Source organism: Amycolatopsis sp. NPDC051371 (assembly GCF_040682155.1).
Classification (GTDB): Bacteria; Actinomycetota; Actinomycetes; order Mycobacteriales; family Pseudonocardiaceae; genus Amycolatopsis.
Genome location: NZ_JBFBAG010000036.1, coordinates 109,327 through 124,253, shown reverse-complemented (window position 1 = coordinate 124,253; position 14,927 = coordinate 109,327). Strand labels below are relative to the sequence as shown.

Here is a 14,927-nt window from a genome sequence, read left to right as displayed (position 1 = left end):
GTCTTGAATGACTCATTCAGGACCTCCGAAGACCTGAATGAGTCATTCAAGACGCCGTCGCGCCCGTCGACGCCGTCGGAAGACCGCCGAGCCGGACCCGGCCACCGACTTCGCCGGAGCCCTGGCGCCCGCCGGCGTGAGTCGTTCACGTCGTTCGCACGCACCGGGATCGGCCGCGCCGGCACGCTTCTGCCGGAGCCCCGCCCGCCCGGGGTAGCGTGGACGGACGATGGACACCCTCTTCGATCTCCCCGCCGAGACCCCCGCGCGCAAGCCCGCTTCCGGCGGGCAGGCCGATCTGCTCGACGACCTGAACCCGTCCCAGCGCGAAGCGGTCAGCCACGCCGGTGGCCCGCTGCTGGTGGTCGCGGGCGCGGGATCGGGCAAGACCCGGGTGCTGACCCGCCGGATCGCCTACCTGCTCGGGCAACGCCGCGTACACCCCGGCGAAATCATGGCGATCACGTTCACGAACAAGGCCGCCGCCGAGATGCGCGACCGCGTCGCCGCGCTCGTCGGGCGCCGCGCGAACGCGATGTGGGTGTCCACGTTCCACTCGATGTGCGTGCGGATCCTGCGCCGGGAAGCCAAGACGCTGGACATGTCGTCGAGCTTCTCGATCTACGACTCGGACGACACGAAGCGGCTCATCACGCTCGTGGCGCGGGACCTCGACATCGACCCGAAGCGTTACGCCGCCCGCACTCTGGCCATCCACATCTCGAACCTGAAGAACGAGCTCGTCGACCCCGAAGAGGCGTCGGCCAACGCGAGCAACGACCTCGAGCGCCGCGTCGCCGAGGTCTACGTCGAGTACCAGCGGCGGCTGAACCAGGCCAACGCCTTCGACTTCGACGACCTCATCATGCGCACGGTCTCGCTGCTGCAGGCGTTCCCGGCCGTCGCCGAGTACTACCGGCGGCGCTTCCGCCACGTGCTGGTCGACGAGTACCAGGACACGAACCACGCGCAGTACACGCTGGTCCGCGAGCTGGCCGGAACCACGCCGAACGAGTCGGGCGTCGACCCGGCCGAGCTGGTCGTCGTCGGTGACGCGGACCAGTCGATCTACGCCTTCCGCGGCGCGACGATCCGCAACATCGAAGAGTTCGAACGGGACTTCCCGAACGCGCACACCATCCTGCTGGAGCAGAACTACCGCTCCACGCAGACGATCCTGTCCGCGGCGAACGCCGTCATCGAGCGGAACCCGAACCGGCGCGCGAAGCGGCTGTGGACGGATTCGGGCGAGGGCGAGAAGATCGTCGGCTACGTCGCGGACAACGACCACGACGAGGCCGCGTTCGTCGCGAACGAGATCGACGCGCTGGCGGAGAAGGGCGAAGCCGACTACTCCGACGTCGCCGTCTTCTACCGCACCAACAACCAGTCCCGCGTCTTCGAAGAGATCTTCATCCGGCTCGGCCTGCCGTACAAGGTCGTCGGCGGCGTGCGGTTCTACGAGCGGCGCGAAGTCCGCGACATGATCGCGTACCTGCGCGTGCTGGCGAACCCGGACGACACGGTCAGCCTGCGGCGTGTGCTGAACGTGCCCAAGCGCGGCATCGGCGACCGCGCCGAAGCCGTCGTGGCGACGCACGCCGAGCGTGAGCGGGTGTCGTTCGCGGCGGCGCTGCGGGACGCCGCCGAGGGCAAGGTGGCGCTGCTGAACCCGCGCTCGGTCAAGGCGATCAGCGGGTTCGTGGCGATGCTCGACGAGCTCGGCATCCTGATCTCGGACGGCGCCGAGGTGCACGACGTCCTCGAAGCGGTGCTGGAAAAGACCGGCTACCGGGTCGAGCTCGAGGAGTCGGACGACCCGCAGGACCACACGCGCGTGGAGAACCTGGACGAGCTCATCACCGTCGCCCGGGAGTTCACCGAGATCACCGCCGAGGTCGTCGCGGACGAGAACGCCGAACTGGTCGTGGAACCCGGCGTGCCGGCGCCGGGGTCGCTGCCCGCGTTCCTCGAGCGCGTGTCGCTGGTGGCGGACGCCGACTCGGTGCCTTCGCCCGACGGCGGCGAAGAAGGCGACGGCGGCGCGGGCGTGGTCACGCTGATGACCGTGCACACCGCGAAGGGCCTGGAATACCCGGTGGTGTTCTGCACCGGCTGGGAGGACGGCGTCTTCCCGCACATGCGCGCCCTGGGCGACCCGACCGAGCTGGCCGAGGAACGGCGGCTGGCGTACGTCGCGATCACGCGGGCGCGCAAGCGGTTGTACGTCTCGCGCGCGATCACGCGGTCGGCGTGGGGGCAGCCGTCGATGAACCCGGCTTCGCGGTTCCTCGACGAGCTTCCGGGCGACCTCGTCGACTGGCGGCGGCTGGAACCGTCCAGCGGCGGGTTCGGCTTCGGATCCGGGTCGCGGGGCGGCGGCACCCCGCGGGCGGCGACCACGTGGGGCGGCAGGCGGTCTTCTTCGCCGTCCACGTCTTCGGGCACGCCGTCGTTCGGCAAGGGCTGGAAGGATACGGTGGCGCTGAAGCTGGACGTCGGCGACCGCGTCAGCCATGACAAGTACGGTCTGGGCACGGTGATCTCGTGCGACGGCGTCGGCCCGCGCGCCACGGCGACGATCGATTTCGGCGCGGCCGGCAAGGTCCGCCTGATGCTGATCGGCAGCGTGCCGATGGTGAAGCTCTAACACCCGTCCGAGTGAACCCGGCGGCGATCCCGGCGATCGCCGCCGGAATCGTCGTACCCCACCGGTAGAACGGACCCCGTAATCGAACACAAGTTCGACGGAGGGGGTAGTGTGGTGTGGACGCGGTGCTGTTTCACCTCTTGGCCGAAGGGGTACAAAAACATCTGCGAGGAGTCCTGGGGTCGACGGTTCCGGATCGGGGTCCGGGCCCTTCGGGGGCTTCAGGAATTCCTTCGCGTGCGGGAGCGGAGGCGTGCCGGCTGGCCGCCGCCTGGCGAGCGCTGCTCAGGCAGCACGAGCTCGGAGCGGACGGGCGATGTGTCACCTGCGGCCGGGGACGCCGCTGGACGACACGTCGTGCCGCGCGTGTCCGCTCCGCGGGGGGCGCAGGGGGAGCTGTGCCCTGGGGCTGGTTGCCGGTCCGGAGGTCCGCGGAGCTGTGCACGGTGTGGCAAGTCGCGGTGGCGTACTTCGTCCGCCGCTTGCCTGGCGGGCAGCGATAGCCGTTTCCGGGCGCTGAGGCGCTTTCCGGCGGCTTGGGCGGGGCCGAGGGTGTCTCGGGGTGCGCCGAGGGTTGCCGAACGGGCTGGAGGGCTCTCGGTCGCCGCTGCGATCTTGGCTCGCGTGCGTGCGTCGCCGATTCATCGCTCTTGGACGGGGATCTGTCGTGCGTGAGCCGTCGTTGTGGCTGTGAGCCGTGGCCGGGTGCCGTCCGGAGCGGGCGTTCGCGGGTCTCGGACCGCCGCGGTGTCCCGGCCGGAGCGGATGACCGCTCGGCTGGGGGGCGTCGTCGACCCTCAGGGGCGAATCATGGCTCTACAGCCGGGTTTTCCGGTGCGATGGCCCGTCTGCGTGGGCCACCGGTGTGGAGCGAACGGATCAGATGACGATGCCGCGCGCGGCCAGCCAGGGCCGGGGGTCGATCTTCTTGGTGCCGTTCTGCCACACCTCGAAGTGGAGGTGCGGCCCGGTGCTCTGACCGCGGTTGCCGATCTCGGCGATCTGCTGGCCGCACTTGACCTTCTGCCCCTCCTTGACGGAGAAGCTGTTCATGTGGCCGTACACCTGGATCGTGCCGTCGTCGAGCTGCACCCGGACCCAGAGGCCGAAGCCGCTGGCGGGGCCGGCGTCGATCACGGTGCCGTCGGAGGCGGCGTAGATCGGGGTGCCGATCGCGTTGGCGATGTCGATGCCGAGGTGGCTCGTGCCCCACCGGGCACCGAAGCCCGAGGTGAAGGTGCCGTGGGCCGGCAGGCAGGTCTTGGGGCGAGCGGCTTCTTCGGCGGCCTTCTTGGCGGCGTCGGCTTCACGCTGCTCGCGGGCCTGCGTGATCGAAGCGCTGTCGGAAAGCTTGGCGGCCTCGGCGGAGGCGTTGACGGCGTGGCCGGCGGGCAGGAGCTCGGGGGCGCCCCCGGTGCCCGCACCTCCCGCGGTGAGCGATGCGCTGGCGTCCTGGCTGTTGGCCAGGGGGGTGTACGCGGCGTCGGAATCGGTGACTGTCTTGAGGGTCGAGCCCGCAGCGGCGGCAGCGAACGCACCGGCAGCGACCGCGGCGACCACAACACGGCCACGGAGGGCCGAGGAGGGCGGGGCGATGCGGTGCGCACCCCGGACACGAACGACTGCACCTTCGAGTGCGTCCTTCAGTGCCGGGGAAGGAGCTTGGCCGCCGGGGGAGCGGTGTGAAGCCAAGACAGGGCCTTCCATCGTCGGGGAGCCGGGCCAGAGGACTGCGGGCGGGGGAACCCGGTGAGCCAACCTCGGGGGTGGTTCGCTCGTCGTCCTACTTCGTGACCTGACTGTAATGGGGACCGGGGGACAGTAACCAAGGGGCACCGCTGTAAGCAAGATCTGCCCTGTCGGGCGGCCGATCGGGTGGCGTGGATCTTGCGTCCACCTGTGTGGATTACTCAAAGTTAGACGGGGTTTACTGCATTGGTTGTGACTTGCCTTACAGCTCTTGCGAACCGTTGTGGACAGACGAAGGGGTTTGGGGGCTCAGAGCGCCGGAATAAGGGTTTGCCTGGGGATGTTCAAGCGTTTCCGACGTCTCGAAGCGGGTAGCCGCGGGCGCAGGACTCGGAAGTCGCCGCCTCGCGAGGATCCGAGGGGCTGGCGAAGTCGACCGTTCATCGACGCCCGCGAACCGCTCACCGACTCGCGGCGGAGTCTGGTTCGAAGGTGCCGGGTTTGTCCGACTTCTCGGGCTTGCGCTGAAGGATTCGCCGGTTACGTGTGACGGAGCGACGCCTTCGATGACTGTTGGCCAAGCCAACGCCCGGCCCTCGCCTTCACTCCGAGATGCCTGGAGCCCGGCCCCGCGACAACACGGCGCTAACCCGCACCGCTCGCCAATCAGCACCGCCCGCGTGGCCGCCGCCTCGCGCCGCTCGCCGACCTGCACCGCTCGCCGCCGGCACGACTCAGCGCCTCGCGCCGCTGGCACCTGCACCGCCCGCGTGCTCGCCGCCTCGCGCCGCTCGCCAACCTGCGCCGCTCGCCGACTCGCGCACCGCTGGGGCCTCCGGCGCCGACCGGACTTGCTAGCGTCGCGGGCAATGCCCCCACGCTCAGAGCCCCCGACCGGCAGCACCCCCGGTTCCCCGGCCTCCCCGCAGGACCCCGCGGCCACCCGTCCCACCGGCAAGCGGAAGCCCTCTCACGCAGAGACTTCCCGGCCCGCGTCCGCCGAAACCACCGAATCGGCGGAAGCCGCGACCGGCCGGCCACCCACCGACGCGGCGCCTTCCCGCCCCGAGTCCGCCGACGCGGCGAACACCGGGCGCGCCGGCGCGCCGAAGGTCGGCCCCATCGACGCGGCAAACCCCCGGCCCGGGTCCGCCGATGCGGGGAAAGCCGGGCCCGCCGGCGCGCCGAAGACTGGCGCCCCCGACGCCGCAAACCCACCGCCCGAGTCCGCCGATGCGGCGAACACCGGGCGTGCCGGCGCGCTGAAGGCCGGCGCCACCGATGCGGCGCCCTCCCGCCCCGAGCCCGCCGACGCAGCGAACGCCGGGCGCGCCGGCGCGCCGAAGGCGAACGCCACCGACGCGGCACCCTCCCGCCCCGAGCCCGCCGACGCGGCGAAAGCCGGGCCCACCCGCAGGGCAAAAGCCGAGCCCAGACCGGTCGGCACCCCCATGGCAACGGCCCACCCCAAGCCCCCCACCGCGGCAAAATCTCGCCCCGAGCCAGCCGACCCCACCCCCACCTGGGCCGAAGACACCACCCCCTCCGGCCCCCTGACGATCGCCCTGGCACTGGCCGCCCTCGGCGCCATCGCTCTCACCGCTGCCGCGGTCGTTCCCGTCTCGCCGGCCGCTGGCCCCGGCTTCACCAGCTGGCCGTGGCTCGCCGTCCTCGCGCTGGCTCCCGCCGTCGCCGCCGTCTGGAGCGCCGCCGCCAAAAAGCCCGCCCTCGCCAAAGGGCTCCTCCTCGGCCTTGCCGCCCTCGCGCCCGGCCGGCTGGTGCTCGACCTCCAGTTCGCCGTCAACGGCCCCCTCACCATCCGTCCCGAGCTGTACTTCCCCGACCGCTTCATCGGCGGCTCGGCCGTCGGCGCGGGGTTCTGGTTGCTCGTCGCCGGGGACCTCCTCACCGGGGCCGCCGGGATCGCCGCCTGGCGGGCCGGGCGGACCTACGAAGAACCCGAACGGCGACGCTGGCGCCTGCTCGTCCCGCTGCTCGCCGTGACCGCCTCGGTCGGGCTGCTCACCGCCCCCGTCGGCTCGGACAACGGCTTCCTCCTCGCCCGCGCCGCCTTCGAAGGGCCCTGGCCCGCCCTCGGCGGCTACCTGCTGCTCGCCGCCGCGCTGCCGCTGGCCGCCGTCCTCGCGCTCGCCTCTCCGTCCGAAAGCGCTGCCAAAGGCACCTTGCTCGGCCTCACCGCCGCCGCCTTCGGGGTCGCCGTGCCGCCCGTGCTGGCCGGACTTCTCCGCGACGACCTGCACGTCACCTGGGGGCCCCTCCTCGTGCTCGCGGCGACCGCCGTCACCGCCGGACTCGCTTTCACCCGGCTCAGCGAAACGGACGACACAGAACGCGACGTCAAGATCCCCGGCGTCTTCTGGTGGCGGCTGACGACCGGAGTGCTCGGCCTCGCCACCGCCGTCGCCGCCCTGATCGGCACCTTCGCGCCGCAGGTCGCCGTCACCGCGCTCAACCCCGGTGCCACCGCCCCGGTCAGTGCCTCCGCCGAGAGTCCCGCCCGGTGGTTCCTGCTCGTGGCCGCGCTCGTCGTCGCCGTCCTGGCCCTCGGCACGCTGGTCCCGAAGACCGCGGCCGGGGCACGGCCCGTGCTCGGGCTCGCCTGGGCGGGGATCGTCCTGGCCGGCACCGCCGTCCTGAACACCGCGCTCACCGCCACCCAGGCCGGCAACCTCGCCGGCTTCGGGGGCGCGGACCTCGGCGGCACGTCCGGCGCCACCCCCGTCTTCACCTACGACCTCGGCGCCGGCGCGGCCTGGACGTTCGTCGCGCTCGTGCTCGCCGTCCTGGTCGCGCTCGCCGCCGTCGGGACCGGCGTCGTCGAACGCGAAGACGCCGACAAGACGACCGAGCCGGGAAAGAACGTGCTCACGCCCGTCGTCGCCGGCGGGGTGCTGGCCGTCGCCGCCTTCGGGCTGCCCGTCTTCAGCGTGCCCGGCTACGTCGCGCCCGGGCTCTGGTCGGACTTCGACACCCCTTCGTGGGGGCTGCTGACCGCCGCTGTGGTCGTCGTCGGCGCGGCCGCGCTGGCGCTGCGGTCCCGGCCGAAGCCCGCCGCCGCCCTGCTGACCGGCGCCGCCCTGCTCGTCGCGCTGCACGCCGCGGAGCTGCCACTCGTCGGCGGCGCCCTCGGCGACGCGAGCCCGTCGACCGGCTTCTGGGTCGCCCTCGTCGCCGTGGCCGCGCTGCTCGTCGCGGCGGGCCTGTCCGTCGCCGGCGGCCGCCGTGAGCCGTGAGCGCCTCCGGGTGCTGCTCGTCGAGTTCGAGAAGCCCGACCCGGCCGCCGACGCGTGGGCCCGCGTGCTGCGCGACGAAGGCATGGAGGTCGTCCACGCCGGCCCCCTGGACACCGTCGAGCAGATCGTCCGGACCGCCGAGCAGGAGGACCCGGACGCCGTCGCCGTACTCGGCGAGCCACCGCCGCCCGGACTGGCCGAAGCGTTGAACGGCGTTCGCGTCTGCCCGGCCGGGGACCCCGGAAAAGCGGTGGAATGGTTGCGTGGTGGGCGGTCTCACACCGGGGGCACACCGTCTGACCGCGCACGGTGACCGACTTCACCAGGTGCGGAGTCCCCTGCGTCTGCGCAGGTCGCTAACCTCGACTGGTCCGACAGCGCGGTCCGGTCGCGGACCACCTGCAGTGGCGTGTCGTCAGGAGACTGGAGTAGTGGACCTCTACGAGTACCAGGCGAGGGATCTCTTCGCCGCCCACGGAGTACCGGTTCTGCCGGGCTCGGTGGCTAGCACCCCCGAAGAAGCCAAGGCCGCCGCGGAGCAGATCGGTAACCAGGTCGTCGTCAAGGCGCAGGTGAAGGTCGGCGGCCGCGGTAAGGCGGGCGGCGTCAAGCTGGCCCAGACCCCGGACGAGGCGAAGGAGAAGGCGGAAGCCATCCTCGGCCTCGACATCAAGGGCCACATCACGCGTCGCGTGCTGGTGGCCGAAGCCTCGGACATCTCGTCCGAGTACTACTTCTCCTTCCTGCTGGACCGGTCCAACCGGACCTTCCTGGCGATGGCGTCGTCCGAAGGCGGCGTGGAGATCGAGCAGCTCGCCGTCGAGCGCCCCGAGGCGCTCGCCAAGATCCCGGTCGACTCGATCACCGGTGTCGACAAGGCGAAGGCGCTCGAGATCCTGAAGGCCGGCAACTTCCCGGCCGACATCATCGACGAGGCCGCCGACGTCGTCGTGAAGCTCTGGGAGACCTTCGTCTCCGAGGACGCCACCCTGGTCGAGGTCAACCCGCTGGTCCGCGACCCGCAGGACAAGATCATCGCCCTCGACGGCAAGGTCACCCTCGACGAGAACGCGGACTTCCGCCAGCCGGGCCACGAGGCCCTGGTGGACAAGGACGCGGAGAACCCGCTCGAGGCGAAGGCCAAGGCCAAGAACCTCAACTACGTCAAGCTCGACGGCCAGGTCGGCATCATCGGCAACGGCGCGGGCCTCGTCATGTCCACTTTGGACGTCGTGGCGTACGCGGGCGAGAAGCACGGCGGCGTGAAGCCGGCGAACTTCCTCGACATCGGCGGCGGCGCGTCGGCCGAGGTCATGGCAGCCGGGCTGGACGTCATCCTCAACGACACCGACGTGAAGAGCGTCTTCGTCAACGTCTTCGGCGGCATCACCGCCTGCGACGCGGTGGCGAACGGCATCGTCGAGGCCCTGAAGATGCTGGGCGACGAGGCCAGCAAGCCGCTGGTCGTCCGCCTGGACGGCAACAACGTCGTCGAGGGTCGTCAGATCCTGGCCGACGCGAACCACCCGCTGGTCACCGTGGTGGACACAATGGACAACGCGGCCGACAAGGCTGCCGAGCTCGCCGCGGCAGGTGCGTGAAGATGTCGATCTTCCTGAACGAGAACAGCAAGGTCATCGTGCAGGGGCTCACCGGCTCCGAGGGCATGAAGCACGCGACCAAGATGCTGAAGTCCGGCACGAACATCGTGGGCGGCGTCAACGCCCGCAAGGCCGGCCAGACCGTCACCATCGAGGGCAAGGACCTCAAGGTCTTCGGCACGGTCGAAGAGGCCATCAAGGAGACCGGCGCCGACGTGTCGGTCATCTTCGTGCCGCCGAAGTTCGCGAAGGACGCGGTCGTCGAGGCGATCGACGCCGAGATCCCGCTGGCCGTCGTCATCACCGAGGGCATCCCGGTGCACGACTCGGCCTACTTCTGGGCGCACGCGGTCGCGAAGGGCGGCACGACCCGGATCATCGGGCCGAACTGCCCCGGCGTGATCAGCCCCGGCAAGTCGAACGCCGGCATCATCCCGGCCGACATCTCCGGCGCGGGCCAGATCGGCCTCGTGTCGAAGTCCGGCACGCTGACCTACCAGATGATGTACGAACTGCGGGACATCGGTTTCTCCACCGCGGTCGGCATCGGCGGTGACCCCATCATCGGCACCACGCACATCGACGCCCTCGAGGCGTTCGAGGCGGACCCCGATACCAAGGTCATCGTGATGATCGGCGAGATCGGTGGCGACGCCGAAGAGCGCGCCGCGGCCTACATCAAGGACAACGTGACGAAGCCGGTCGTCGGTTACGTCGCGGGCTTCACCGCGCCCGAGGGCAAGACGATGGGCCACGCGGGCGCCATCGTCTCCGGCTCCTCCGGCACGGCGGCCGCGAAGAAGGAGGCCCTCGAGGCCGCCGGCGTCAAGGTCGGCAAGACCCCGAGCGAGACCGCCGTCCTCGCGCGTGAGCTGTACAACAACCTCGGCTGAGGTTGACGCATCACCCCTGGTGAGGCCGGGCACTCGACGAGTGCCCGGCCTTTCCGCGTTTCGGGACGAAACCTCCCGAGGTATTCACGCGTCTGATGGGCTGGTGGCCTTGGAGTGCGCTAGCGTTCTGCGCACGAAAGCCGCCTCGTCTTCCCCGGGTGCCGCGTGCCCCGGAGTGCCGGTCGAACCGACAGGAGTGCTTCCCGATGACCTTCCCCAGCGGTGGGCCTGGCTACCCCCAGCAGGGTGGCGGCCAGCAGCCCCCCGGACCCCCGTCCAGTGGCTTCCCGGCGCAGCAGCCGCCGCATTCGCACCAGGCGTCCTCGGGCGCCGCGAACCTCACGCAGAACCTCCCGCTGCTGCTCGCGCTCGGGGTGGCGGTCTTCGGCCTCGTCCAGTACTTCCTCGGCTTCTCCGACAAGGCCGACAGCGGTCTCGGCACGGTGTTCCTGCTCGGCGGTGGCCTGCTCGCGGGCATGCACGCGCTGCCGAGGGGTCCGAAGACGCTGCCGTTCGCGGCGCTGTTCAGCGTCCTCGGCGCGCTCGAGGTGCTCGACTCGCTCATCGCGCTGCAGACGACGCCCGGCATCTTCATCATCGTCCTGATCCTGGCTCTCCTGCAGATGGTCGCCGCGGTCGGCGCGCTGCTCATCGAGTACGACGTCGTCAAGCCGCCGGCGCCGAAGCCCGCCGCACCGTCCTACGGCGGCCAGTTCGGCCAGCCCGGCCAGCAGCAGTACGGCCAGCCCGGGCAGCAGTACGGCCAGCAGCAGCCGGGGCACGGCCCGGGTCCGGTCGCCCAGACGGGGGATCCGTCGGGGGCGCCGTTCTCGCAGGGCCAGTACGGCTCGCCGAACCCGCCGTCGACCACGCCGCCGCCGGGGCAGCAGGCCACGACGTACGCCCCGCAGCAGGGCTCGTTCTTCCAGCAGCCGCCGTCGGACAACCCGCACACGCCGCCCGGCGGCTTCGGCAAGTCGAGCTGACGTAGTCCCCGGAACACCCGTTGTGACGCCCTGTGTCACAGCGGGTGTTTTGCACTCCGGGGGTTACTCGACCGGGTGGGTTAGCTTCCCCACGCCGGCGGGCGGCGGCGTGGCTCACCCGATCGGACCAGCCCGGATGTCAGGGTGCGGATCATGGACCTGCTCACCGACTCCCGCGAGGAGCCGGTGGGCGACCTCGAACCCGACGTCGAACTTTCCCGGGCGGCGCGGGTGCGGGTGTTGCTCGCCGCCGCCCTCGGCCCGCTGGTCACCGGCTACGCCGCCGTCGCGACCGTGCTGACGCTGGTGGCGCTCACCGCCCCGCGCACCGTCTTCTCCGGGACCGGCGTGCTGCTGGCCGCCGGGCCCGGCTGGCTCGCCGCGCACCAGGTCCGCCTCGACCTGGGTGTCCACCCGATCGGCGTGCTGCCGCTGCTGCCGACGCTGGGCGCGCTCGCGCTGGCCGCGCGGACGGCGTCCGGTGCCGCCGTGCGCCTCGGCTGCCGGTCGGCCCGCGAAGCGCTGCCGGTGTTCGCGACGATCACCGGCGCGCACGCGCTGTTCGGGCTGGTCGTCGCGCTCTGCGCGCAGGGCTCCCCGGTGACGGCGAATCCGCTGGTCGCCTTTGCCGTGCCCGGGCTGCTCGCCGCGGCGGCTTCGGCGGTGGGGATCGCCCGGTGCTGCGGGCTGCCGGACGTCGTCGCCGAGCACCTCGACCCCCTCGCCCTGCGCGGGGTCCGGGCCGGTGCGCTGGGTCTCGCGGTGCTGGTGGCCTGCGGTGCGGTCGTGTTCACCGTCGCGACCGCGCTGTCCTGGCGGACGGTCGCCGACATGTACGAGCCCGCGCTCGGCAGCAGCTTCGGGATGTTCCTGCTGTCGGTGCTGTACCTGCCGAACGCCGTGACGGCGGTGCTGTCGTTCGTCACCGGGCCCGGTTTCTCGATCGGTGACCTGAACGTCGGGATGTTCGGCTACCGCGGCGGTGCCGTCCCCGGCGTCCCGCTGCTGGGCGGCCTGCCCGAGCACCACGCGGCGTGGTGGCCGGCGCTGCTGGTGCTGCCCGCGGCGACCGGCGTGCTCGTCGGCTGGTCGCTGCGCAAGGTCGACGCGGACCCGGCGCAGCGCATCCGCACGGTCGCGGTGGCCGGCGCGGTGGTCGCGCTCGGCTGCGTCCTGCTGGGCACGCTGTCCGGCGGGCGGCTCGGCGACGGCCCGTTCGACCCGGTGAGCGTCCCGGTCGGCGTCGCGTCGGTCGTCGCGTTCTGCTGGATCGTCATCCCGGGCGGGTTCGTCGCGTTCTTCACGGGCGAGCACGAGCCGCCGGCGCCGCCGCCCGAAGCACTCGAAGACAACGAAGCCTTCGAAGACGCCGACGACTTCGACGCCGAGGAAGCAGCCGAAGCCGTCGAGGAACTCGAAGCGTCCGAAGAGGACGAAGAAACCGAAGAGCCCGAAGAAGAACCTGAAGAAGAACCCGACGAGGACGCGGAGTTCGAAGCCGAGGCCGACGCGGAACTCGGCCTCGAAGACGCCGCCGAGCCCGGTGAGGTTGTGACCGGAGGCACCGAGACCTGCGGCGACGTCGAGGCGGCCGAGACCGACCGTTAGGGTTGACGTGACCTGGTGAAGCGCGGTGCGCCCGGCTGCGCACCGCCCGCGGCAAGGAGCCCGCTCTGTCTCAACGGTTGGACCTGCCCACTCCGGTGAAGCTCGTCGTGCTCGCGTCGGGCTCCGGCACCCTCCTGCAGTCGGTGCTGGACGCCACCGGGCGGTCCGGCTTCCCGGCCAAGGTCGTCGCCGTCGGCGCCGACCGCACCGGCATCGAGGCCCTGACCCGCGCCGAACGCGTGAGCATCCCGTCGTTCACGGTCCGCGTCGCGGACCACCCCGACCGCGCGGCCTGGGACAAGGCGCTGGCCGAGGCCGTCGGGGCCTACCAGCCCGACCTGGTCGTCTCCGCCGGGTTCATGAAGATCCTCGGGAGCGAGTTCCTCGGCCGGTTCACGGTGGTCAACACGCACCCGGCGCTGCTCCCGTCGTTCCCCGGGATGCACGCGGTGCGCGACGCACTGGAAGCCGGGGTCAAGGTCACCGGCTCGACCGTGCACTTCGCGGACGCCGGGGTCGACACCGGGCCGATCATCGCCCAGGAGGCGGTCGTCGTGGAGCACGACGACACCGAAGACGTCCTGCACGAACGGATCAAGGCCGTCGAACGCAGGCTGCTGGTGGAAACGATCGAGCGACTCGGCCGCGGTGGCTGCACCGTGGACGGACGAAAGGTGACATTTCGTGAGCACTGACCTGGGACGGCGGCCGGTCCGCCGGGCGCTGATCGGCGTCTCGGACAAGGCGGGCCTGCTGGACCTCGCGACCGGCCTGCACGCGGCCGGCGTCGAGATCGTCTCCACCGGCGGCACGGCGAAGGCCATCGCCGACGCGGGTGTCCCGGTCACGCCGGTCGAAGACGTCACCGGCTTCCCCGAGTCGCTGGACGGCCGCGTCAAGACGCTGCACCCGAACGTGCACGCCGGGCTGCTCGCCGACCAGGGCAACCCCGACCACGTCGAGCAGCTGCGCAAGCTGGACATCGCGGCGTTCGACCTGCTGGTCGTGAACCTGTACCCGTTCACGCAGACCGTCGCCTCCGGCGCGAGCCCCGAGGACTGCGTCGAGAACATCGACATCGGCGGCCCGGCCATGGTCCGCGGTGCCGCGAAGAACCACGGCAGCGTCGCGGTCGTCGTCGACCCGGCCCGCTACGGCTGGGTCCTGGAGCGCGTCGCCGACGGCGGCTTCGACCTCGCCGACCGCAAGCGGCTCGCCGCGCAGGCGTACGCGCACACCGCGGCGTACGACATCGCCGTCGCGTCCTGGTTCTCCAACGTCTACGCGCCCGCCGACGACTCCGGCTTCCCGGACTTCTCCGGCATCAGCTGGGAACGCGGCGAGGTGCTGCGCTACGGCGAGAACCCGCACCAGAAGGCCGCGCTGTACAAGGGGCACCGGGCCGGCTTGGCGCACGCCGAGCAGCTGCACGGCAAGGCCATGTCCTACAACAACTACGTCGACACCGACGCCGCCCGCCGCGCCGCGTTCGACTTCGCCGGGCCCGCCGTCGCGATCATCAAGCACGCCAACCCGTGCGGCATCGCGGTCGGCACCGACATCGCCGAGGCGCACCGCAAGGCGCACGCGTGCGACCCGGTTTCGGCCTACGGCGGCGTCATCGCGACGAACCGGCCGCTCAGCCGCGAGGCCGCGGAGCAGATCGCCGAGGTCTTCACCGAGGTCGTCCTGGCGCCGGACTTCGATGCCGAGGCGCTGGAGATCCTGCAGCGCAAGAAGAACATCCGGCTGCTCAAGCTCCCCGAGGTCCCGGCGTCGCCGATCGAGTTCCGCCAGATCTCCGGCGGCGTGCTCGTGCAGACCGTCGACGCGATCAACGCGCCCGGCGACGACCCGGCTTCGTGGACGCTGGCGACCGGCACCCCGGCCGACGAGCAGACCCTGCGCGACCTCGAGTTCGCGTGGCGCTCGCTGCGCTCGGTCAAGTCGAACGCGATCCTGCTGGCCGCGGACGGCGCGACCGTCGGCGTCGGCATGGGCCAGGTCAACCGCGTCGACTCGTCGCGGCTGGCGGTCTCGCGGGCGGGCGATCGGGCCAAGGGTTCGGTGGGCGCGTCCGACGCGTTCTTCCCGTTCCCGGACGGCCTGGAAGTGCTGGTCGAGGCGGGCGTGCGGGCGATCGTGCAGCCCGGTGGCTCGGTCCGCGACCCCGAGGTCATCGCGGCCGCGGAGAAGGCGGGGGTCACGATGTACCTGACGGGGACGCGCCACTTCGCGCACTGAAC

11 protein-coding genes are annotated in these 14,927 nt (G+C 71.6%); 9 read left to right on the top strand and 2 right to left on the bottom strand.

What is annotated here, in order from left to right:
- Positions 1-229: 229 nt before the first annotated feature.
- Positions 230-2,650, top strand: coding sequence for a DNA helicase PcrA (pcrA, locus tag AB0M59_RS36490; RefSeq protein WP_364624543.1), 2,421 nt, complete (start codon positions 230-232; stop codon positions 2,648-2,650).
- 879 nt (positions 2,651-3,529) lie between these two features.
- Here pcrA and AB0M59_RS36485 read toward each other — a convergent pair.
- Positions 3,530-4,210 (bottom strand): M23 family metallopeptidase, encoded by a 681-nt coding sequence (locus tag AB0M59_RS36485; protein WP_364624541.1) that lies wholly within the window; start codon positions 4,208-4,210, stop codon positions 3,530-3,532.
- A gap of 1,099 nt (positions 4,211-5,309) precedes the next feature.
- The gene (locus AB0M59_RS36480) at positions 5,310-5,792 is read right to left on the bottom strand and encodes a hypothetical protein (RefSeq protein WP_364624539.1); all 483 of its coding nucleotides are present in this window, start codon (positions 5,790-5,792) and stop codon (positions 5,310-5,312) included.
- Between AB0M59_RS36480 and AB0M59_RS36475 the strand changes: the two genes are divergently transcribed.
- From AB0M59_RS36475 to purH, 8 genes are all read left to right on the top strand, one after another.
- On the top strand, positions 5,791-7,593 hold the full coding sequence (locus tag AB0M59_RS36475; protein WP_364624537.1) for a hypothetical protein: 1,803 nt from the start codon (positions 5,791-5,793) through the stop codon (positions 7,591-7,593). The two genes, AB0M59_RS36480 and AB0M59_RS36475, sit on opposite strands and share 2 nt — an antisense overlap.
- Positions 7,583-7,906 (top strand): hypothetical protein, encoded by a 324-nt coding sequence (locus AB0M59_RS36470; RefSeq protein WP_364624535.1) that lies wholly within the window; start codon positions 7,583-7,585, stop codon positions 7,904-7,906. The genes AB0M59_RS36475 and AB0M59_RS36470 overlap by 11 nt, the downstream gene beginning before the upstream one ends.
- A gap of 118 nt (positions 7,907-8,024) precedes the next feature.
- The gene (sucC, locus tag AB0M59_RS36465) at positions 8,025-9,194 is read left to right on the top strand and encodes an ADP-forming succinate--CoA ligase subunit beta (RefSeq protein WP_364624533.1); all 1,170 of its coding nucleotides are present in this window, start codon (positions 8,025-8,027) and stop codon (positions 9,192-9,194) included.
- Between the two features lie 2 nt (positions 9,195-9,196).
- A complete protein-coding gene (gene sucD, locus AB0M59_RS36460; RefSeq protein ID WP_364624531.1) occupies positions 9,197-10,087 on the top strand; it encodes a succinate--CoA ligase subunit alpha in 891 nt (296 codons plus the stop codon).
- Between the two features lie 206 nt (positions 10,088-10,293).
- Positions 10,294-11,073 carry a DUF5336 domain-containing protein gene (locus AB0M59_RS36455; protein ID WP_364624529.1) on the top strand — a complete coding sequence of 260 codons (780 nt, stop codon included), beginning with the start codon at positions 10,294-10,296 and terminating at the stop codon, positions 11,071-11,073.
- A 144-nt stretch (positions 11,074-11,217) separates the two neighbouring features.
- Positions 11,218-12,681 carry a DUF6350 family protein gene (locus tag AB0M59_RS36450; protein WP_364624527.1) on the top strand — a complete coding sequence of 488 codons (1,464 nt, stop codon included), beginning with the start codon at positions 11,218-11,220 and terminating at the stop codon, positions 12,679-12,681.
- 77 nt (positions 12,682-12,758) lie between these two features.
- Positions 12,759-13,376 carry a phosphoribosylglycinamide formyltransferase gene (purN, locus tag AB0M59_RS36445; RefSeq protein WP_364624525.1) on the top strand — a complete coding sequence of 206 codons (618 nt, stop codon included), beginning with the start codon at positions 12,759-12,761 and terminating at the stop codon, positions 13,374-13,376.
- On the top strand, positions 13,366-14,925 hold the full coding sequence (gene purH / locus AB0M59_RS36440; RefSeq protein ID WP_364624523.1) for a bifunctional phosphoribosylaminoimidazolecarboxamide formyltransferase/IMP cyclohydrolase: 1,560 nt from the start codon (positions 13,366-13,368) through the stop codon (positions 14,923-14,925). The genes purN and purH overlap by 11 nt, the downstream gene beginning before the upstream one ends.
- Positions 14,926-14,927 lie beyond the last annotated feature (2 nt).

Coding starts and splice junctions, on each gene's coding strand:
- AB0M59_RS36455 (WP_364624529.1), top strand. CDS start 10,294: ATGACCTTCCCCAGCGGTGGGCCTGGCTACCCCCAGCAGGGTGGCGGC.
- AB0M59_RS36480 (WP_364624539.1), bottom strand. CDS start 5,792: ATGGGGGTGCCGACCGGTCTGGGCTCGGCTTTTGCCCTGCGGGTGGGC.
- pcrA (WP_364624543.1), top strand. CDS start 230: ATGGACACCCTCTTCGATCTCCCCGCCGAGACCCCCGCGCGCAAGCCC.
- sucD (WP_364624531.1), top strand. CDS start 9,197: ATGTCGATCTTCCTGAACGAGAACAGCAAGGTCATCGTGCAGGGGCTC.
- AB0M59_RS36475 (WP_364624537.1), top strand. CDS start 5,791: ATGGCAACGGCCCACCCCAAGCCCCCCACCGCGGCAAAATCTCGCCCC.